This window comes from Brevibacterium sp. FAM 27836 (assembly GCF_051351055.1).
GTDB lineage: Bacteria > Actinomycetota > Actinomycetes > Actinomycetales > Brevibacteriaceae > Brevibacterium.
In genome coordinates, this window is the sequence record NZ_CP195711.1 from 2,323,222 (window position 1) to 2,343,056 (window position 19,835).

At 60.0% G+C, this 19,835-nt stretch carries 19 protein-coding genes; 7 read left to right on the top strand and 12 right to left on the bottom strand.

Annotation, left to right across the window (positions count from 1 at the left end; translation table 11 throughout):
• Positions 1–330: 330 nt before the first annotated feature.
• Positions 331–1,434: a DNA glycosylase AlkZ-like family protein gene (locus ACSE4D_RS10400; protein ID WP_425118909.1), complete on the bottom strand. Its 1,104-nt coding sequence runs from the start codon at positions 1,432–1,434 to the stop codon at positions 331–333.
• A 238-nt stretch (positions 1,435–1,672) separates the two neighbouring features.
• Complete coding sequence (locus ACSE4D_RS10405) at positions 1,673–2,035, bottom strand: VOC family protein (protein WP_425118908.1); 363 nt, start codon at positions 2,033–2,035, stop codon at positions 1,673–1,675.
• Between the two features lie 143 nt (positions 2,036–2,178).
• Between ACSE4D_RS10405 and ACSE4D_RS10410 the strand changes: the two genes are divergently transcribed.
• Positions 2,179–2,406, top strand: coding sequence for an SDR family oxidoreductase (locus ACSE4D_RS10410; RefSeq protein ID WP_425119065.1), 228 nt, complete (start codon positions 2,179–2,181; stop codon positions 2,404–2,406).
• A 269-nt stretch (positions 2,407–2,675) separates the two neighbouring features.
• On the opposite strand, the gene ACSE4D_RS10415 is transcribed toward ACSE4D_RS10410, so the two are convergent.
• The 5 genes from ACSE4D_RS10415 to ACSE4D_RS10435 form a co-directional block, all read right to left on the bottom strand.
• Positions 2,676–3,236 carry a TetR/AcrR family transcriptional regulator gene (locus tag ACSE4D_RS10415; protein WP_425118907.1) on the bottom strand — a complete coding sequence of 187 codons (561 nt, stop codon included), beginning with the start codon at positions 3,234–3,236 and terminating at the stop codon, positions 2,676–2,678.
• On the bottom strand, positions 3,233–3,889 hold the full coding sequence (locus ACSE4D_RS10420) for a polysaccharide deacetylase family protein (RefSeq protein ID WP_436325923.1): 657 nt from the start codon (positions 3,887–3,889) through the stop codon (positions 3,233–3,235). The genes ACSE4D_RS10415 and ACSE4D_RS10420 overlap by 4 nt, the downstream gene beginning before the upstream one ends.
• Before the next feature lie 887 nt (positions 3,890–4,776).
• Positions 4,777–4,932, bottom strand: a complete 156-nt coding sequence (locus ACSE4D_RS10425) for a hypothetical protein (RefSeq protein ID WP_425118905.1) — start codon at positions 4,930–4,932, stop codon at positions 4,777–4,779.
• A gap of 255 nt (positions 4,933–5,187) precedes the next feature.
• Positions 5,188–7,485 carry a transglycosylase domain-containing protein gene (locus tag ACSE4D_RS10430; protein WP_425118904.1) on the bottom strand — a complete coding sequence of 766 codons (2,298 nt, stop codon included), beginning with the start codon at positions 7,483–7,485 and terminating at the stop codon, positions 5,188–5,190.
• Entirely contained in the window at positions 7,482–9,386 is a 1,905-nt protein-coding gene (locus ACSE4D_RS10435) for a penicillin-binding transpeptidase domain-containing protein (protein WP_425118903.1), read from the bottom strand. The genes ACSE4D_RS10430 and ACSE4D_RS10435 overlap by 4 nt, the downstream gene beginning before the upstream one ends.
• Positions 9,387–9,479: 93 nt before the next feature.
• Between ACSE4D_RS10435 and ACSE4D_RS10440 the strand changes: the two genes are divergently transcribed.
• The 3 genes from ACSE4D_RS10440 to ACSE4D_RS10450 are packed head-to-tail and all read left to right on the top strand — an operon-like array spanning position 9,480 to position 12,279.
• Positions 9,480–10,511 carry a LysR family transcriptional regulator gene (locus ACSE4D_RS10440; protein WP_425118902.1) on the top strand — a complete coding sequence of 344 codons (1,032 nt, stop codon included), beginning with the start codon at positions 9,480–9,482 and terminating at the stop codon, positions 10,509–10,511.
• On the top strand, positions 10,508–11,392 hold the full coding sequence (locus ACSE4D_RS10445) for a serine hydrolase (protein WP_425118901.1): 885 nt from the start codon (positions 10,508–10,510) through the stop codon (positions 11,390–11,392). Before ACSE4D_RS10440 ends, ACSE4D_RS10445 begins: the two co-directional genes overlap by 4 nt.
• 8 nt (positions 11,393–11,400) lie before the next feature.
• The gene (locus ACSE4D_RS10450; RefSeq protein WP_436325924.1) at positions 11,401–12,279 is read left to right on the top strand and encodes a serine hydrolase; all 879 of its coding nucleotides are present in this window, start codon (positions 11,401–11,403) and stop codon (positions 12,277–12,279) included.
• A 187-nt stretch (positions 12,280–12,466) separates the two neighbouring features.
• Here the strand turns inward: ACSE4D_RS10450 and ACSE4D_RS10455 are convergent, their stop codons facing one another.
• From ACSE4D_RS10455 to ACSE4D_RS10470, 4 genes are all read right to left on the bottom strand, one after another.
• Positions 12,467–13,387, bottom strand: coding sequence for a DNA adenine methylase (locus tag ACSE4D_RS10455; RefSeq protein WP_425118899.1), 921 nt, complete (start codon positions 13,385–13,387; stop codon positions 12,467–12,469).
• On the bottom strand, positions 13,384–14,886 hold the full coding sequence (locus ACSE4D_RS10460) for a hypothetical protein (RefSeq protein WP_425118898.1): 1,503 nt from the start codon (positions 14,884–14,886) through the stop codon (positions 13,384–13,386). Before ACSE4D_RS10460 ends, ACSE4D_RS10455 begins: the two co-directional genes overlap by 4 nt.
• A 68-nt stretch (positions 14,887–14,954) precedes the next feature.
• Positions 14,955–15,152: a helix-turn-helix domain-containing protein gene (locus tag ACSE4D_RS10465; RefSeq protein ID WP_425118897.1), complete on the bottom strand. Its 198-nt coding sequence runs from the start codon at positions 15,150–15,152 to the stop codon at positions 14,955–14,957.
• Between the two features lie 270 nt (positions 15,153–15,422).
• Positions 15,423–16,612 (bottom strand): IS3 family transposase gene (locus tag ACSE4D_RS10470; protein WP_370035633.1). Its coding sequence is split into 2 segments (ribosomal slippage): positions 15,423–16,325 and positions 16,328–16,612, totalling 1,188 coding nucleotides; the frame shifts between segments, so codons are not numbered across the junction.
• A gap of 80 nt (positions 16,613–16,692) precedes the next feature.
• Here ACSE4D_RS10470 and ACSE4D_RS10475 point away from each other — a divergent pair.
• Positions 16,693–17,253, top strand: a complete 561-nt coding sequence (locus ACSE4D_RS10475) for an ATP-grasp domain-containing protein (RefSeq protein ID WP_436325925.1) — start codon at positions 16,693–16,695, stop codon at positions 17,251–17,253.
• Here the strand turns inward: ACSE4D_RS10475 and ACSE4D_RS10480 are convergent.
• A protein-coding gene (locus ACSE4D_RS10480; protein ID WP_425120641.1) for an IS3 family transposase occupies positions 17,172–18,406 on the bottom strand; the annotation gives its coding sequence in 2 pieces (ribosomal slippage) (positions 17,172–18,121 and positions 18,121–18,406; 1,236 coding nt in all). The genes ACSE4D_RS10475 and ACSE4D_RS10480 overlap by 82 nt on opposite strands.
• 94 nt (positions 18,407–18,500) lie before the next feature.
• On the opposite strand from ACSE4D_RS10480, the gene ACSE4D_RS10485 reads away from it, so the two are divergent.
• Both ACSE4D_RS10485 and ACSE4D_RS10490 read left to right on the top strand, forming a co-directional pair.
• Entirely contained in the window at positions 18,501–18,818 is a 318-nt protein-coding gene (locus tag ACSE4D_RS10485; protein WP_436325926.1) for a hypothetical protein, read from the top strand.
• Positions 18,815–19,795 carry an ATP-grasp domain-containing protein gene (locus ACSE4D_RS10490; RefSeq protein ID WP_135448019.1) on the top strand — a complete coding sequence of 327 codons (981 nt, stop codon included), beginning with the start codon at positions 18,815–18,817 and terminating at the stop codon, positions 19,793–19,795. The genes ACSE4D_RS10485 and ACSE4D_RS10490 overlap by 4 nt, the downstream gene beginning before the upstream one ends.
• The last annotated feature ends 40 nt before the right edge of the window (positions 19,796–19,835 follow it).

The following is a 19,835-nucleotide window of genomic DNA, read 5'->3' on the forward strand; positions in this document are numbered from 1 at the left end:
GAGATACATCAGTTCAGTGTCCAGCAACAATCTCGTTGTCATGCCTAAAGCTCTTCTCGCTCCGACACGAAATTGAGATTCCGATACGAAATCCGAGAACCTACACGGCTGTAGGATCTCACCGAACTTGTCAGCAGTGCAGCACGTTGACCTGCACTGTGACACAAAGACGAGACAGCTTTCGTCTCACCAACTTGTCCAATCCCTAGAGACGTCCCTCGATGCGTTTCGAGCGACGAGGCCGCTATCCACTCGGCCACACGACGCAGCTGACGCACCTCGTCAGCATGAACATTTGCTAGCGCCGGTTATTCGCTGACCCCTGGTGCTCTAGACCAGATTGAGCGTGGGACTCAGCTCGCGCCGCTGGATGCGCCCCAAGCGCTCGACCTCGGTGTCGATTGCTGGGGTCGGCGGGGGGCCAGCCTCGCTGAACCAGGAGATCTCTGCTACCGCCCCGCGAGTCCGCCAGGTGCCGGCGACGCCGCCGCGCCAGGTCACGAGGTTGTTCCCGCGCGAGGCCAGCGCCCGTCGACCAGAAGAGATGATGTCAGAGTCTGCGGTGCCCGGGCCCATGACCCAGGGATCGAATCCCGGCAGCAGGCGAACGGTGTCGAGCGGCTCGGCCGTGCGTAGAGCGTCGAGCGCGGCGGCCGGTACGCAGCACAGCCGCGAACCGACCGTCACCTGCTCCACTTCCCCGTCTAAGTCGTCCAGCCATTTAGACAATCGTCGCCGGGGTACGCCGAGTCCTTCGGTGAACCAGTAGACCAAGTTGTCGAAGTGTGCGGGCCCATAGGCTCCGAGATACAGCATGATGGCGCGGCGGCCCGCTTCGTCAACGTCGAGAGGCCCCGGCCAGCGTGGGTCGCCCGCCAGCAGACGAAAAGTCGTCTGCCCATCACGCGTCGGCCCGAAACAGATGTCGCCCCACCAGTGCAACGGCTTGTAAAGACTGTCAGCCCCGGCCCCGGATGCCCCCACGGTGAGGTGATTCAAGGAGGGTATGCGCGCCAAATAGGCGCTGATCTCATCGCGGGTCTTCGGCCCGGATGCCAGGACTGCGCACACTTCCTCTCGCAGCGGCTCCCAGTCGTCCAGGGCGAAACCGCCCTGCTGTTGCCAGCGTCGCGTCTCCCAGACGCGCGTGATGGTGCGAATGGACAGCAGGAGCGCACCGATCTCGTGGGTGAAGACGTATGAGCCGCCACGGAACGCATAGCTGCGGATGACGCGGCCTTCTGCCAGAGCCTCGCCCAGCGCTCCCGCTTCCGCTCGCGTCTGCCGAACAGCGACTGTCATCTCTGCCAGGTTCGACGGCCATCCCCGCATCGCCACGACGCGCCGGACGATGTCGCTGGCATCCAGGTTCTCGACAGCGTCCAACGCCTGACACGAAGCACGCCACGCAAGCGTCCTTTCACGATCCAGCATGTCCCTCAGGATAACAGCGGCACATCATCGACCAGCTCGCTCACGGGAGCCCCGCGCACCGTGGCAGCATGGAGGAGGACTCACCCCAAAGACCTTCGCCGAGTTCTTGTTTCGTCAGCGCGCGGGTCGCCGCTCGCGCTGCGTGTCCGGGCGTCGACACTGCTCGTTGTGGTCCGTAATGCCACATGTCAATATGCCCGCTCCCATGTGATCGACGTCCGGGAGCCGGGAGGAATGCCTACTTCTGGTGGATTTGGACGCGATGCCCGTCGGGGCCCTCGATGAAGGCGAACGTCCCCCATGGCTGCTCGTCCGGGTCGGTGACCTCCGCTCCTCTGCTGCGGAGCTCGTCGACGGTGGCGGCGACGTCGTCGCATGCGAAGGTCAGGTAAGCACCCTCGCCGGGCTGCTTGCCATCGGCGACGGCATCGTGCAGCGCGATCGTGGTCGAGCCGTCGGGTGGGGCGACTTCCAGCCACCGGGCTCCCCCACCCATGTCCTGGTCGGTGACGACCGAGAAGCCGAGGAGGTCGCGGTAGAACTTCAGCGACTCGTCCTGATCCGATACGTACAGCATTGCAGTGCCGATGTGCGTGATCATCGTCACAGACTATTCGACCAGCCTCGAGAGCAGCAAGCATGCCAGTGATCGATGGAAGCCCGCCGTCCACTGGCTTCTGTCGAAGTTGGTGACTCGAGTCGGTGGACGATCAGATGAAGCTCTCCTGACCAGCACCGAGAAACATCTGGGTCAACGTCCTCGTCCCCGGCAATGTCGACACCGACTTCCGACGCTTCATGGACGAGGACACCCGCGAGGCGTTCAACCGCGACGTCATCGGCCGCGTCCTGCTCGGTCGAGCCGGCACACCCGACGAAGCCGCTTCGGTCGCGTTGTTCCTGCTCAGTGACGACGCCGCCTACGTCATCGGCTCCCGATACTTCGTCGACGGCGGGCTGAGCAAGCGCTAAGCCGACCGTTCGATGAGCACGAGCTGTAGGCGAGGCCCGACGCTCCGGTGATCCCTGGCCCAAGCACCGGTAGTTGTGACCATGCACCTTCCTACCGGCTTAGAGACCTAGAACCCGAGTCAGAAGAGACAGAATAGACTGCACCCGCAGCCTCCGGAATCGGCGATGCGGAAATATTCTCTCGGATTGAGCGAAGGCGGTGTGACCGGTGGGGGTGCCTTTATGTTTTAAGGCAAGTGGTATCTTGAAGACTCTTGTTCTTAAACTGCTCAGTCCAGGTCGGATCGAGGCGCCGTGAGGGAGGGCGCCTCGTTGAACGCATACCGGAGAATCTCAGTACTTGCTCGAGGCCTCGCCCATGTCATCTGGAACAGACCGATCGCCATGGCGGCGGCTGCCTCGCATCGTTCCGCATCACCGTCATAGTGTGAACTGTCCACGAGTGCGTCCGTGAGTTGGTTTCGCCAGGTCCGGGTGAGTTCAAGAGCTGACGAACGGATACCCGGTGAGGCCTGCAGGATGCGAAACGCCATACCCGCTCGCGACTCCGGGTCGAGAGATTCGATTGCTGCGCACGTCGCCTCACGCAGCACTTCCCAGGCGTACTGACCATCGCTGTCGCGCACAAGGCCCGCCACCTGTTCGCCGAATGCAGCGATGTGATCAAGCACCAGCGCATCACGCGAAGGCACATAGCGGAAGAAGGTCGGCCGCGACACACCACAGGCACTGATCAAGTCTTCGATGGTGACATTGGGATAGCCGTGGTCGAGGAAGAGCTTGAGCGCGATGTCGTCGATGTGATCCCTGGAGGTGGCACGGGGTCTCATCCGATGAGCTCTGAGACCGTGACGAAGCTATAGCCCTGCTCCTTCAGCCGATCGATTACAGGGCCGATCGCTTTCTGAGTGGTGGTTCTGCCGAACCAGGGGTGCAGAAGGATGATCGACCCGGGCTGGGTGTTGTCGACGGTTGCATTGACGAGTTCGTCACTGCTCTGTGGGTTGCCCGACCAGTCTTCGTAGGCGACGTCCCAAGTAACCGTGAGGCGGTCATGCTTTGCCAAGTAGAGCGGTAAGGTGAGGAGTTTCTTGCCATGTGGGGGTCGGAAAGTCAGGGGCCCGTCGTATCCAGTGGCGCGAATGACTTCATCGGTGGGTTCGATCTCCTCTGCGACCGTTGAGGGTGAGACGAATGCCATGGGCCGATGATTCCATGTATGGTTGCCGATCTCATGCCCACCCTCGATGATTCGCCGCATGGTGGAACCGCTGCCTTCGACTTCTTTGCCGTTGACGTAGAACGTTGCTGGCACATCACGGTCAGCGAGCACATCGAGGACAGCATCTGCATCGGAGTCAGTTGGGCCGTCGTCGAATGTCAGTGCCACGACGCGTTCGTCGGTCTCTACTCGGCTGATGAGTTCTCCGGCCACTTGCCACGAACGCGTTTGAATCACCCGCTTGACGCCATACGCGACCACGAACAGAACGACGAGGGCGATCGCTACGGCTACGACAAACCTTCGGCGACGCCTACGACTCCTGCGGCGAGTAGATGGCACATCAAGATTATGAGACATAGTATCAATTGAAGCGATCACACTCTTTGTGGTCAAGTCCTCGAAGAAAATTCGTCCGGACTGAGAGGCTGCGAGTCGGCGGTTACGGTGGCAGAATCGATCATGGGTTGCAGGCGCCTAATCTGGCTGTTGAGATGCCGTTGCTAGGGAATGCTCGTGCAAAGACTGTTGGCCCGACGATAAGCAATCAGTGCCTTATGATGACGTCAGCAGGACTTGAGTATCGATGCACCTACACTGTACAGGCGATGATTTCGCCTCGTGCGTGGCTCATCGAGGCGCGGGTCGAGTAAGCTCAATGCGCTTTCTGGCCTTCTCGCTTCGATGTTGGCCACCGCATAGTTCAACTTCACCGTCGGCGACGATGTCACGTGAGCAAGCATGGCTTAGAGCTCCACGATCGGTTCCCAATCAGTCTATTCTCATGTGGTGGCTTCGGAATGTACTGCTGAGATTGCTGCCTGCAACTGATATGCCCCTACCGGACCGACATGGAGAACGTGCTTAATGAGATCGATTCCCTCAGAGATTGCGACATGTGCGCGGTCAAGGATGTGTTCAGCAATAGGGGTCCTCAGACCAGCGACCACTTTTGCCTTGACGGATGCTGTAGCTACCACAAAGGTAACGGGGGCGATCTTGACGTGGCTACGGCTAACGGAAACGCACCTTAGCGCGACATTGACCATCGGAGTCGTGAGTGCTGGGGTCGTCGCGATCGAAGACCGCCACCACCGGCACGTCAGGCTCCACTCTGAGGATCTGGGAACTGGCCCTTCCCTGATCCGTTAGTAGGCCCCCGAGAGGACCCCGATGACATAGACGAGGCCGAGCACCGTAGGCGGGATGGCTGCCACGGTGCTTAGCAGTACGGGGAATCCTCGCAGACCTGCCCACGCCCACAGCATCACGTCGACGATGAGCAACCCGGCTAGCGCGAACATAAGCACCGATTCCTGTCTGTTAGGTGGAGAGTAGTCAAGGAACCACCCACCCGACCATGAGATCAACCCGAGGAAAGCGAACAGCACGATCGGCACTGCAAGAACGACCAGTGCCAGGATTCCCGCAATAGCGGCGCCCGTGATTGAGCGCTGTTTCGACAAAAGAGGCAATGTTCGCATCCGCGTCGCCTCCCCAGTCGGATGGTCGAACGACTCCCGACCGCTCTGTGATGTGCTGTCGTTTTGCGAATCCACTCATCCACCGCCGAGCCCCGGGGAGTCGTTCTCCGAACCCTGACCGTCAGAATCCTGCTCTTCTTCGCTTCCGGTTCGGCCCGGGCCAGAACTCGAGTCCGCGCTTCCTGAGCGGGAACCATCCTCTGTGCTGGCGGGCCCAGAGTCAGTACCCGGACCAGATCGAGCATCCGGGCCACCCTCTCCTGTCTCACCGCTGGACCCCGCACGCGCCGTTTTTGGAAAAGCACCGGTCTCATAACGGTTCGCCGCATAGCCCATGAACTCCCGCCAGGTCGGACCTGAGACAGTCTCTCCGTAGACAACTCGAGGCATCCGTCCCTTCTGATTGCTGCGCCAATCGCGCACTCCCTCGGGATCCCCGGTCCATACTGCCGTCGAGATTCCCCGAGTGAATCCAAGCAGCCAGCTGGCTCCGACCTCGAAGTTCGTCGTGCCGGTCTTCGCCGCCGCCGGTGCGGAAATCCTTAACTTGCTCGTTGTCCCACCGTTGAACGTCTGGGACAGGGCATATGCGACGGTGTCAGCGACTTCCCGGTCGAGAACCCGTTTGCAATTCTTCGCGCCCACGTTGACAGGCTTACCGTCATCGTCTTTGACCGAGACCACTCCGCGCGCCTCGCATCGCTTCCCGTGATTGGCGAAAGCGGTGTAGGCGCTGGCCATGGTCAGCGGTGATACCGAAACCGTGCCGAGGATCGACGAAGGATAGAGCACCTGTTCGGTTCCGTCGCCGAGCTTCTGTGAGCCGAGCTGCCCTCCGGTGCCCAAATGGACTCCCAGCGACGAGGCGGTGTCCCGGATATCGCACATGTTCAGTTTTGAGGCCATATCCGCATAGGCTTTGTTCACCGATTTCTGTGTCGCGTCAAGGACTGTCATGCTTCCTCCCACCCCGTGGGAGTCTCCGGCATTGCGTGGGTTGTACCCGTTCGCGGCATAGTTGCGCCCGTCGCAGCCCTCGGTGGAGAAACCGGTGTAGTTCGACCCCGAGCCGTTGACGGCGTCGCCGAGTCCCCGACCGTCCTGCAGCCAGCTGGCCAGCACGAACGGCTTCCATGTCGATCCGGGCTGGAAACCGTTGCCTCCGCCGACATTCGCGTCCACTGAGTAATTGACTGAGGTGTGCCCTGACTTCTTCTCCTCGCTGGAGGAGTACTCAGTGTTCTGGGTCATCGCCAGAATGCCACCGGTGGTCACATCGACGGAGACGAGCGCCTGTCCGGCACCCGAAGGGTCTGCGACCGGTAGGCGTTTGCGCACCGATTCGACCGCCTTCTTTTGCAGAGCGGAGTCAAGGGAGGTGCGGATCGTCAGCCCACCCCTTTTGAGCAGGTTGGTGCGCTCCTCCACGGTCTTCCCAAAGGCCGGATTCGCTTTGATCTCGTGCTGGATGTACTCGCAGAAATAGGCGAGGTCCCCTGCTGCCTGGCAACCATTGGGTGTAGTCGTGAGGTCGAGGCTAAGCCCGGCCTCTCGGGCTTTGTCGTATTCAGTCCGGTCGATGAAACCGTGCTCATGCATCTTCTGCAGAACCACATTGCGACGTTCGAGCACGTCGTCCGGGTTGCGTTGCGGATTGTAGCGCGTGGGGTTGCGGACGATTCCCGCCAGAGTCGCGGATTGGGCCACGTCGAGTTCATCGGCATCGATTCCCCAGTATTGCTGTGCTGCCGCTTGCACTCCGTAGGCATTCGGTGAGCCCGAATAGCTGTTGATGTTGAGGTAGCGTTCGAGGATCTCGTCCTTCGAATACTTCTTCTCGACCGCGACCGCGAGCTTCATCTCCCGCAGTTTTCGGGCGATTCCAGCTCCCCCGGAGGTTTCACGGGCGGCTTCGATCCCGGACTCGTCGTCATCAGCCTGGCTGTTGGCGATGAGCACGTTCTTCACGTACTGCTGCGTAAGGGTGGATCCTCCCTGCCGCGAGCCGGAAAGAGCGTTCGTCGCAGCCGCTCGGGCCACGCCTTCGAGGTCGACCGGCCCGTGATCATAGAACCGATGGTCTTCGATTGCCAAGGTGGCCTGTTTCATCGGCGAGGAGATTTCGTTGAGCGCCACCTCCTTGCGATTTTGCCAGTAGAAGTCCGCGATTTTCTCCCCGTCGTTGGTGAGCAGGCGGGAGGGCTGCGCGAGCTCTCGCTCCTCGAGTTCTTTCGGCAAGCTGTCGAACAGTTCTAGTCCGGCATCGGCGGTAGCGACACCTGCTCCCGCCACGGGAATGAACACTCCCGCAGCAACCAGTCCGGATACCATTGACAGGCCGCAAAAGGCCATGAGGTTTCTTGCCAGTTTCATGAGTTCATCTCTTGAAAGAATCGCTTGGCCATCGGAACCGCTGCTTCGGCCCCGAAGCCGCCATCCTCGACGAGCACTGCCACGGCGAGGTCTCCTTGGAAGCCCGCGAACCAGGAATGCGTGCGCGGAGGAACCTCGGAGCCATATTCCGCGGTCCCCGTCTTGCCATAGACCGGTTTGCCGAGAACCTCACTGAGCGTACTGGCGGTCCCCTCCGTCACCGTCATCCTCATCATCGAACGCACCTCGTTGAGATGCTCGGAGTCAAAGTCCCGGGTGGCCGGGGCGTTGGATCGATCGGACCGGATGAGGATCGGAGCGACGGTGTGGCCGGCCGCCACCGAGGCGGACATCGTGGCCACGCCCAACGGGCTGGCGAGGACCTTGCCCTGGCCGATCATGGAGGCGGCGTGCTCGACCGGATCGCCTACCTCGGGGACGTCGGAGAGGAAAGCATCGATGCCGATATCGGTGGACCTCATCCCCAGATCCGCCGAGGCACGGACAATGTCAGCGCTACTCACGTCCGTGGCCGAGTTGACGAAAGCTGTATTACAAGACTCGGCGAAGCTCTCCTCGAAGGGCACCGAACCCAGCACGTGGTCCTCCGCATTCTTAAAGGACTTGCCATGCACGTTCGTCGTCTTCGGACAGTCGAGTACGGTTGAAGCCGTGACATCCCGATCGAGCATCGCCAGTCCGCTTGCGATCTTGAACACCGAACCAGGCGGGTAACGGCCCTGAAGGGCCCGGTCCCATCCGAGCCCGGCTGGATCGTGGTTCGCCACGGCCAGCACATGCCCATCGCTCGGACGCACGGCGACGATGGCAGCGGGCTTCTCGGACTTCCGCACAACATAGTCCGCCGCCGTCTGCACACCGACATCCAACGTCGTCCGCACATCCCGGCCCTTACCAGCCCCAAAGGAATGCACGGTCTCAGCCGAAGCATCGGCCCCCAACTCGCCGGCAACGATTGAGAGTCCGGCCTCAGGCCGCAGGGTCTTATCGAATGCTGCCTGGATTCCGGACCTGCCGATCTCCGATTCCTCAGTGACATTATCGGGATCACGTTCTATGTCCTCGGTGGTAGCCGTGCCGACGCTGCCCAGGGTCGCGGCGGCGAAACCTTTCGACCTGCTCAGAGGCTGGGTGCGTTCGCGGAAGACCGCACCTGGGAGGGAGTGGATGTCGACTTTGACAAGTTGGTAGTCGTCCTCGCGCAGGGTGATGACAGGCACGAAGGCCTCCGGATCGGCGGACTCGACTCTCTTCTTCAACGCATCCGCATCGACATCGAGCGCATCGGACAGCCTTTCGTAGGTGCCCTCGGAGTCCTTGCCCATGTGGCTGGGATGCAGGCCCACATCGACGACGGGCCCCTGGGACACGAGCGCCTCGTCGTCGGCGCCGAGGATTCGCCCCCGTTCGCCGGCAGTCGCCCGCGCCTGCAGTGTCTCTCCATTGGAGAGGTCCGGGTGGATGAGCTCGCTGCCGAAGTCCGTCTTCCATAAGGAGTCCGAGTGGATGAGCTGCGCCTCCGTTCTGTACTTCCAGTCTGCTCCGGTGGAGGCTGCATCTCGACTCTCCCACGTCCATTCGAGGCTCACGCGGGACACCCCGTTTTCTTCGTCCACCGAGACGACCGCGACATCCTTCAGTTCGACGTTTGCGTCCTTGAGCCCGGAGACGATCTCCTGATAGCGATCGCCTGCCTTGGTGCCTCCGGACTCGGGATCGGTCCAGACCTGCGAGGTGAACGAGCCGGATTCCAGATCCGCGGCGAGCTGCCGAGCGGCGACCTCAGGTAAGAAGGGCAGCGACCTCAGGGCAATTACCCCGGTGCCCAGGAGGAGAGCTCCGCACGAGAGGGAAGCGATGAGACGGGTGCTACGTTTCATGACTCCATCGTGGGAATCCATGCCAATCATGTCCAATATCACATCAGAGATAAACTATGGCATTTCTGATATATGACCAGTTAGAGTAGGGATGTGAACCTGCTGAGATCGCTCGAAATGTTCGTTGCCGTGGCAGAGCATGAGAACTTCACTCGGGCAGCGGAGCATCTCGCAATGGCCCAACCCCCGCTCTCCCGGGGTGTGGGAGAACTCGAGAAGCGTCTCGGAGTCCGACTATTCGACCGCAGACGCAGGCGCATCGAACTCACCGCGGCGGGCAGCACCCTCCTTCCGGAGGCACGCGAGATCCTCCACCGCATCGATCGGCTTGCCGAGTTCACGCGGCCCCCGAGCGTCGAACTCGTTGTCGGAGTCGCCGGTCAGCTCAATCCCGCCGCCCTCGCTGAGGTGGGTGATCGTTTGCGCCTCGGCGAGGTTCCGCTCCGACTGATTCCCGACCAGCCTGACGCGCTCGTCGAACGAATCGACACGGGCGAGCTCGACGCAGGAGTCGTCGTTGGCGCGCTGGGTGAGCCACCGGCAGTAACAGGGCACAGGCTGCCCACGGACCTCGCTGTCGACATGGTCGTTGCCTCCACCCGTTTCGCGGTCGAGGAGGAATCTCGATTCACGGCAGACGCCGACCGGCCAATCGACATCGGAGACCTGCGCGGGATGCCTGCAGGAATGGGTTTCTCCCGAATCGCCTCACGCGTCGAGGAAGAGAAGATTCTTCTCCTCCCCGAAGACTCGGGCCTGCTGGACGACCCCCGACTCCTCACTCCTCTCGTGACAAAGGGCATCCACTTGCGGCAGTTGCAGGTGACAGACACCGAATTCGATGCCATCACGCATGTATTTACTCACCGCTCTGTACTCATGTGCACCGAGTCCACGGCAAGGAGGAACTCGCTTCCCTTCAGACGACTTCACGCCGAAGTCTTCGTCAGACCCGTCGAAGTCGTGAACTCCTCCCGCCTCGATTTGGCCGAGGCTCTGTCCGCCGATCCAGAACTCAAGGAGGCGGTCGCCGCCGTGCTCGGAGCGCACACACATCTCGACCACCACAGACGCGCACATGTCCGCCGTGACTATGCCGATGAGCGATTGTTCCCCGCCCCATGAACGAGGCGATCGTCGACGAGATCGACGCGATCTGGTCCGGACTCGGTGCCCAAGGGTATCTCTACGCCGAGGACCTCAGCACCCACAACAGACTAGACATCAAGGCGTCCGCGAGGATCCCCCTCGCCTCGGTGGCCAAAGTCGCCCTCGTCGCCGCTCTCATCAGAGCCGGGGAGACGGGAGAAATCGACCTTCAGCGCCGGGTCGAGGTGGATCCACGAGGCTCGACGCCGGGTGGGACGGGGATCTCCAGCCTGCAGGACCCGGTGACGATGAGCGTCCGGGATCTGGCCGCCATGGCCTTGGCCGTGAGTGACAACGCTGCGGCGGACACGCTCTTCAGGATCGTCGGTGCTGAGCGCATCGCTGATCTCCTCAGCGAGCGGGGCATTAGATCGCTCCACATCGATTCTCCCATGTCCCATCTCTATGCGGTCATCGACGAAGTGGCCGCGGGCAACGAGGTGGAGGCTCTCGTCCTTGCCACCAATGATCTGCGTTCATCCGGGATCCCGCGCTTTCCCGATTCGGCGTTTAACACCGGTACGGCACGCGGAGTGGCGAAGCTGTTCGAGCTCATCCACACCGATGAGCTCCTGGGACCGCGCGGTTGCGCGACCTTGCGCGACTTCCTCAAGAAGCAATTGCTCAGGCACCGGATCGCTGCCGGATTCCCCATGGATTCGGTTGAGTATTATGGCAAGACCGGAACCTTCCTCAACTTCCGTCACGAAGCTGGCATCATCATCGACGCGGACGGACGGGCGTTCAGTATCGCGGTGTTCACCCGGTCCCGGATCGCGACCTTCTCCCAACCAGAGCTCGATGCCTCGATCGGTTATTGTGCTCGCCTCGCCGTCGAACACCTAAGGTCCTCATGAATTCCCCGATGAACAGACGCGCAGCTCTGATCGCAGGCGCTGCAGCGATTCTCGGCGGATGCACCGCACGAACGGAGGCTCCCGACCCCTCAAGCAGTGCGACTTCTCCGCCAGCGAGCCACGCGCGGTCTCAGGAGGACACCACTCAGCAGCTCGATCTGAGCGACCTCCCAGACGGAACTTACGGCGTCTGGGGAACTCTCTACGGACAGACCGTGACACATCAACCGAACACGCGTCTGCGCATGTGCTCAACGATGAAGCTAGTCCTAGTGGCCACAGCCCTCCAACAAGCAGCACGCGGGAGGATCGACCTCGCCTCCACGATCTCCTGGGAGACTTCGGATCTCATTGGTCACTCACCAGTCACCAGGAACGACTCTGGTCACAGGGCGACGATAGCCGAATTGTGCGAGGCCACAGCGAGCAAGAGCGACAACACTGCCGCCAACTTGCTCATCGACGCAGTAGGAGGGCTGACTACGCTCACGAGGTTCGTGCGGTCCCTCAGCGATGAGATCACCCGCTTCGATCGTTATGAGACGGAGATGAACATCCATGACGGGGCACTCGACACCACCACGGCGGAGTCCTTCGGACGGCTGGCACTATCGATCTCTGAAACCCTAAGCAATGAAGATCGTCACGCGCTGTTCTCATGGCTGCCGGCTCGGGACGATAAACGCATCGCTGCCGTCGCACCTGCTGGAGTAGACCTCGTCCACAAAACCGGCACAAGCGGCGACGGCGCGTTCAACGACGTCGCTATCTTCATTGCAAATGATCGAGCCATCGGCTGCCTCTCCGTATTCACAGACTCTCCGGCCGCTTCCGAAGACATCGTAGTCGAGATAGCGCAAAGATCATTCGACGTTCTTAGTGCCTGAGTCGGCTATAGCCCTTCTATGTTTGTCAGGTGGGGCTAACGGACGTCGCGGTCGCATTGAGTATCTGGTAGTTCTGCGCGTAGTGATAGGCAATTGCTGGGTCCTCGACGGTGGACTTCACGTCAGGGATACCTAGGTTAGCGGGTTTTACAGAGCCAGTCGGGCTAAAGTGTGTCGAGCTGCGACCTCAGCGTGCTCCTTCAAAAAGGGCGTCTGCCGCATGCGCGAGGCCGGCATGGGCAGACTCGATCTCTTCGGGAATAGTTAGATCCGACGAGAACACCATGATTTCGCTGGCTTTCATCACGCGGTGAGCCGAATAGTTCAATGCGAAGAGTCTCCTGCGCAGATCTGAGTAGAGTTCTGCGACCTGAGGCACATTGTCGTAGGTGAGAATCCACTTTGCCCGTTGCACGTCTTTCAGGCAGCCGGCGAGAGCGCGGTGATCGGAGTCTCGGAAAGCATTGAGGTAAAGCGATCCCGCCTTCTCGAAGTAGGGCGGATCGGCATAGATGAAGGCGTCATCGCGGTCCGAGTACCGCTCGATGACGCGTAAGCCATCCTCGTTGGTCACGGATATGCGGCCAGCGTGCAACGCGATCAGACGGATACGCTCGGTTAGACCTGCGCGGTTGAATCGAGCGTCGATCTTGTAGTTGCCTGTCTGGTCCTTCCCGCCGATGGGTCCGCCGTTCAGTACACCTGAGCGATTGGTTCGATTGAGATAGAAGGTTGCGAAGCCGAGCGTGAGGTAGTCATCACGGGCGGAGGTCAAATAGATTTCGCGCTGTCGTTCCCACTCATCGACGGAGAGCTCGACACTATTGAGCAGCGCGGTGAACTCGTCAGGCTGAGTCACGACTGCGTTCCAGAACGCGAAAACGGCAGGATCAAGGTCATTGATCGCGATTCGCTCAACCTGACCGGAGACGAGCAGTGCGAGAGCCGCGCCTGCTCCTCCTGCGTAGGGTTCGACGTACACGCTTGAGGTGAGGTCGTTTTCTCGAATGATGGTCCGCAGGCGCGAGTAAAGCAGGCCTTTTCCGCCGGGGTAACGCAACGGTGAGATGGTTACTCGTTTACTCGCAGATGCCGCTGTTTTAGTCATGGTTTGAGGACCGCCTTCATGACGCTTTCGATGGTCGCCCAGCATTCACGAACGTCGTCGGGTGTAGCAACAATGTGATGGTTATGGTTCGTAGCGTCGAGATGTGCTTTGGAGCCCACAAAGCCGTGGCGTCCACTCCGGATCTTCTGAACGGGCTGGATGAATGCGGTCTGTCCGGTGGACTTAAAGTGCTGTTCGAGCCAGACGAGGCAGTTTGAGAGGTACACGAAGCCTTGTTCGTTTGAGCTCTTTTTGATCTCCTCGCCGAGCACCTCAGCGTGGGCCTTGATCGTCTTTTCCAGGAAGGTTCGCAGTAGATCGAGCGTCGCGTTTGGAAAGCGCTGGATGTTGATCGCCGATAGTTCCTTGACGATCTCGTGTATTGAAGCGGGGAACGACGTGGGGACCGTTAGGTTGTCGGTGGAGAGGTAGTTCCTCTTCCGCGGAAGCGGCTTCGGCTTGTCCCGTCCAGTGTCGTTCGATCCCGGAGAGTCGCTACCTGCGCCGTCACGAGCGTGCGTTCCCTGGTCCTGACCGTCGGAGCCAGAGCGTTGACTTCCGTTCGCCGGGGAGTTCGACACGTCGGAGTGTGTGCTGTACGACTCGCCGTTGGCGGGCTCGTCGTCTCCGCGCTCATCGACTAGGTCGCGTAGGGCGTCCATGTACTCGATGTAACGGTCGCTTGAGGTCTTGTTAAGGGTGCGAGTGTTGATCACGCCGTCGCGTATGTCGCTCACGATCTTTGTCGCGATTCGCTTGAACAAGCTGGCGCTTGAGACGAGGGAGACTTCTCCTGTGCCGTTCTGAATGTCGATTCCGGCGAGGTCGAGGAACTTCTCGTTCTCGTAGAGGCGCGCGAGGGTCGACACTGGGAAGCGACGTTTGCGCGCGTAGTCGCCCAATGAGGGGTCGTCGTAAGTGACGGTGCGAAACAGTTCGAGAATCTTGCTCCGCGTGATGAACTTCCGGACGTCGATCGTTGGATACCGGGTGATCAGGTCGTCCGGCGATTTGCCGGCGTCGAGCTGCGCCTGGAAGAACGCGGCTTGCCTGGCAGGGCCCCACGCCACGCGCTGAGTGCCGGTGTGAAGTGCTGCTACGAGTTGGTCGGCATCGTCTTGCGAAGGCGCTCTCTTGACGGCGATACGACGGATCGCGGCACGATCGGGCACCGATTGGGCGAGCTTTCCGATGCGCGCTTGGTGATCGGGTGCGAGGTAGGGGTTTTGGATGGCCTTCAGTGCGGCCACGCGTCGATTTCCCTCGACCACGATCAGTTGACCGTCACGCTCCAGGACGATGGGGACCTCGTGTGTCAACAGTCCGACCTTGGCAATACCTTCGACGAGACTAAGTGCCTTCTCGTTGCTGAACAAGTCCTGAACGATGTCGGATTCCGGGACTCCCTCGGGGATGTCGAGTCGGACGTTTCGCGGGTCGAGTCGGACGTCGTTCACAACGTCGACGAATAGCTCTTCCCACGTAGACATGTCGATCATGTCGTCCTCCACTCAACGAGAGAGCCTCGTTCGGCAAGGGACATGTGGACCTTATCTCGTGCTGTCACTCAGTCCTCCAGCCTTGTCTCACTGGCCTTGCTGCCTCGAACTAATGCGATGACGTCGCCGCGGAGAAAGCGCCAGGCACGACCGACCTTCTCGCCAGGCAAGGAGCCTTCGCGGGCAAGCGCGAGCACGGTCTTGGTGCTGACCCGTAGCAACGCGGCAGCCTCCTCTGTTGTGAGAACTTCGTGTTCTTCCGCCATCTTCTCGCAAATTCCTCTTACGGACCTTAACGTCAGACTATCACCAACAATAGAGGCTCATCGTAAAAGAGAGTGTAGGAGCGGTCTGAAGCCCCCGGTATCCAGCAGCTATCTCAGCACGTAAAGCTGTTCATGACGTGGCTCGAAGAGTCCTTCGTCAGCAGGGCGTGCGCGACGGCGTGGATCGCTGGATCGTGGGGCTGTTCGCGTCCGCGATCGATGCGGCGGATCGTGAAGGGACTGATGCAAAGAAAGGTGACAGTTTGAGTGTCAAGCTGCGAGAGCAGCTGGCTCTATGATTGCTTCGTACTCTACTGGTGTCAATCGACCCAACCGGGCTTGTCGGCGACGTCGGTGATATGTCCGCTCGATCCAGGTCACGATCGCGATTCTCAACTGGTCGCGAGTGGTCCACCGGCGACGGTCGAGAACGTTCTTCTGCAACAGGGCGAAGAACGATTCCATGGCCGCGTTATCGCCCGCTGCGCCTACTCGTCCCATCGACCCGATGATGCCGTGACAGGCCAAAGCCCGAGTGAATTTCTTCGATCTGAATTGGCTGCCGCGGTCGCTGTGGGTCACGCATCCGGCCACGTCACCCCGCCTGGTCACAGCCATCTCGAGGGCATCGACAGCCAACCGGGCCTTCATCCTCGAGCTGATCGAATAGCCAACGATCCTCGACGAGTAGGCGTCCTTGACCGCACAGAGGTACAGCTTGCCCTCATTCGTATGGTGCTCCGAAATGTCGGTCAACCACAGCTGGTTCGGGCCATCAGCTCGAAACTCGTGCCTGGTCCGCCCGTCGGCATCGACAACCGCGCACAGATCGTCGTGAACGGGTGGGCCGGGTTTCTTCCCGTTCTTCGCCCGGCCCTTACCGAAGGCGGAAAACCAGTCATTGGCCGAACACAACCGCCACGCAGTGCGTGCCGCCATGGGTTGGCCGGCCGCTTCGGCTTCGTCGGCGAGGTATCGGTACCCGAACTCGGGATCATCGCGGTGGGCATCGAAGAGCGCATCGGCCCGATATGCCTCAATGACGACTGCTTCAGGGATGGGTGCTGCCAGCCACCGGTAGTAGGGCTGGCGGGAGAGCTTCAAGACCCGGCACGACACCGCCACGGGGATCCCGTCGGCGGCGAGCTCTCTCACGAGCGGGTAGAGCCTTTTGACGGCAGATTCGCCTGTGACAGATACGCGGCCGCGCGGCGCAGGACCTCGTTCTCCTGCTCAAGCAGACGATTGCGCCGACGCATCTCTCGTAGTTCGGCGGACTCGTCGCTGGTGTTGCCGGGTTTGTTGCCGGCATCGATTTCTGCTTGGCGGAGCCATTTGTTGATGGTGCCTTCGTGGACTCCGAAGTCCTTGGCGATCTGTCCGATCGTCGTCTTGGAATCCCTGGTCTGGACGACGCGGATGACGTCGTCGCGGAATTCTTTCGGGTAGGGCTGTGGCATGGTGTCTATCCTTCCAGGCTTGCCTATGAACAAGCCAGATTAGATGTCACCTAACCCTGCATCAGTCCCGTTTGCACCAAATGGCGGCCCTTGATGCTCACCCAGAAAATGATCTTCGGAACATCTTCGAAAAATCTCCCCACGGCATTGTAATCAAACCTAATTCGGGGGCTGGTAGCCGCGACGTGCACAGCATTCAATCCGAACAAGATCTTCAATCGCTAGAACTCACGCCTGACTCATATCTAGTCGAACAACGATTCGCCGGACCTGAATACTCAGTAGAGAGCATCTCATGGGAAGGGAGCCACCAGCCTCTGGTGGTGACCGAGAAGACCACAGGAGGAACAAACGGGCTGGTCGAGACCGGGCACCTACAACCAGCCCAGATTCCCGACGAACATCGCGATCGTCTATTCGACGCTGTACGTACAGTCCTCGACCATGCCGGCTACCAAACCGGTCTCTCACACATTGAGTTCATTCTCGAAGAAGGACAACCTCGACTCATAGAAGCTTGGACTGTGTCAAGTTGTTTCGACAGGAGAACACTATTTCCTCAAGCAGCCCGGTCGGCTGCCGATGATTCCGTCTCGGTGCGATCGAAGAACGACTCCATCGCCCGGGCAGGGATCTCATAGCCCAACGCCGAGTGACGCCTCTTCCGGTTGTAGAACACCTCGATATACTCCGCGACCGCCAGCCGTGCCCTTGCGCGAGTAGCGAATCGCTGACGATGGAACATCTCATTCTTCAACGAAGCGAAAAACGCCTCCGCGACCGCGTTGTCCCAACACACCCCAGTCCTGCCCACTGACAAGCGAACCTGCATCAATCGTGCGACTTCGGCATACTCCGCAGAGGTGTACTGGCTGCCTCGATCCGAATGCGCTATTGCGCCCTCGGCAACGTATCCGCCCTGGTAGGCGACCTTAAGAGCATCGATGATCAGACTCGTGCGCATATGCTTCGCCGTCGCCCACCCCACCACCATCCGGGTCGTGAGATCGATGACCGTGGCCAGGAACAACCACCCCTCACCCGTCTTCAGATAAGTGATGTCGCTGACCAGATGCGTCGTGGGTACCGGCGGGTTGAACTCCCGCCGCACCAGATCCGCCCTGTCCTGGGCATCGGCGGCAGGGATCGTGGTTCGCTTCGTTGCCCGGGGTTGGACACCCGCGATCCCGAGCTCGCGCATGATCGCAGCGACCAACCCCAGCGAAACGGTGATCCCTTCGGCTGCGAGATCCTTGTGGATCCGGCGAATGCCGTAGACCTTGTTCGACGCCAACCACAGGGCGTAGACCCGGTCGGCGACGATCTGGCGGCGACCACGCCTGGACTCAGGGTCCGGTTCGGTGTCCTGCCGGTTCTTCCACGCATAGTAGCCGGTGCGCTCAATTCCCAGAATCTGGGTCATCAAGGTGACGGGGAAGGCGCCTTCTTCGGTGTGGATCAGCTCGTACTTCGCGCTCACGGCTGTTCCTTCGCGAAGAAGGCCGCGGCTTTTTTCAAGAACGCGTTCTCCTGCTTCAAACGAGCGATTTCCTTGGCCATCTCGGCCGGGTCATCACTGTTGGCGTCGGGAGCGCGTCGAGCTGATCCGGAGCCGGTTCCTTCAGTGCCAGTGGCCTTCGCGACCCACCGGCCCAGCGTCGACTCGTTGATGTCGAGGTCGCGGGCGACTTCGGCTCGGGACTTCCCGAGGTCGGTGACCATCGCGACGGCGTCGGCCTTGAACTCCGAGGTGAACTCTCTGCGGGGCCGCCGCGGGGATTGGTTGGTAGTCATGTGCAGCAGTTTCCTTTCATCGGGTTCTGCTGTCTACTCAAATCATGACACCCCAGCTCACGGGCGAGTCGGTGGAGATTACATCGCTGATCTCATGAAATGGAGCGTCGGCGCTTCGGCCTTTGAAATACTCTTCCGCACACAGCAGAACCAACGTCTACCTGAATCTGAACCAGTCGGCGAACACGCAGCCGTGCACTTCCCAGATCTTCGGCGTTGGTCTCACACCGACCAGCAATGGATTGACCTGATGCACGAAAACAATATGGTCAAGGAAGCCGAGATATTGAAGGACAGAGACAGTCGCGGCGACATTACTTGCTCAGTAGAAAGGCACGCATACGTCATCCTGGCCGGAAACAAGATCGACGACCTGACGCAAGCACTCCAAAACTTGAAGGTGAACTCGTGAAAATCCTCGTCCTGACACTCCAGCGAACGCACTACGAACCCGTCAATAACTACTTCATTCCGCGATCATTGCAAGAGCTCGGGCACGAGGTCGTGCTCGGTGATGTTGACACATTGTCACTGCTAGACACCCAGGTCGTCGCACATACCTCACCCTTTGAAGGAGGAAAAGTGGGCGACCCCCACCCACGCATGACAGTCGTGAGATCCTGCGAGGACTTCGACCTAGTGTGGCTCCTCGAGTATTCACATCCATCACGCGAAAGTGAGTTCTTCCAACTTCTATGGGTGCTTGAGCAACGTGTCACCTTCGTCAACCGGCCCTCATCGGTCTTCTTCATCAACAACAAGATCGGTGTTCTCGGGCTACGTGCCTCGACGCACTTCGCCGGATCCCATGTTCTCCTTCACGAATCGGATGTGAGAGAAGCAATCGCCTCAGATTCTAGTGCCACGTGGGTGTTGAAACCTCCAAACCTCGGATGTGGTGCAGGCGTCTTCCTGGTGCGGAACGACGACCCGAATACCTCAGCGCTTGTTCAATCCGCGACTGGAAACGCCTATCAGAAATATGAGATGCATACTCGGGAAGCATATGGTCAGGCTGAGCAATATACGCTCTTACAGAAATACATTCCGGAAATGGCCGCCACTGAGAATCGAGTCATAGTCGCAGGCGGAAAAGTGGTGGGCGGCTACAAGAAGACTCCCACAGGATCGGAGTTCCGGGGCAACTTCGCAGTCGGTGGAATAGAAACTGAGCTCGAGATATCCGACGAAGCTCGAGAACTATGCGAAGAAGCCGGCCGTGAACTCCAAGAGCATGGGATCAACTATGTCGGGATTGACCTCGCCTTTCCCTACATTGTTGAGTACAACCTCGTGAACCCCGGGGGGATCAGCGGTCAGCTGGCCGCAACGGGGGTCGACATTGGAGTGGAGGCGTGTGCTGCAGCCCTTAAAGGCGCATTGAAATAGATACTCATTCCCTGCCAACTGTAACCTTGAGAAAGTTCCT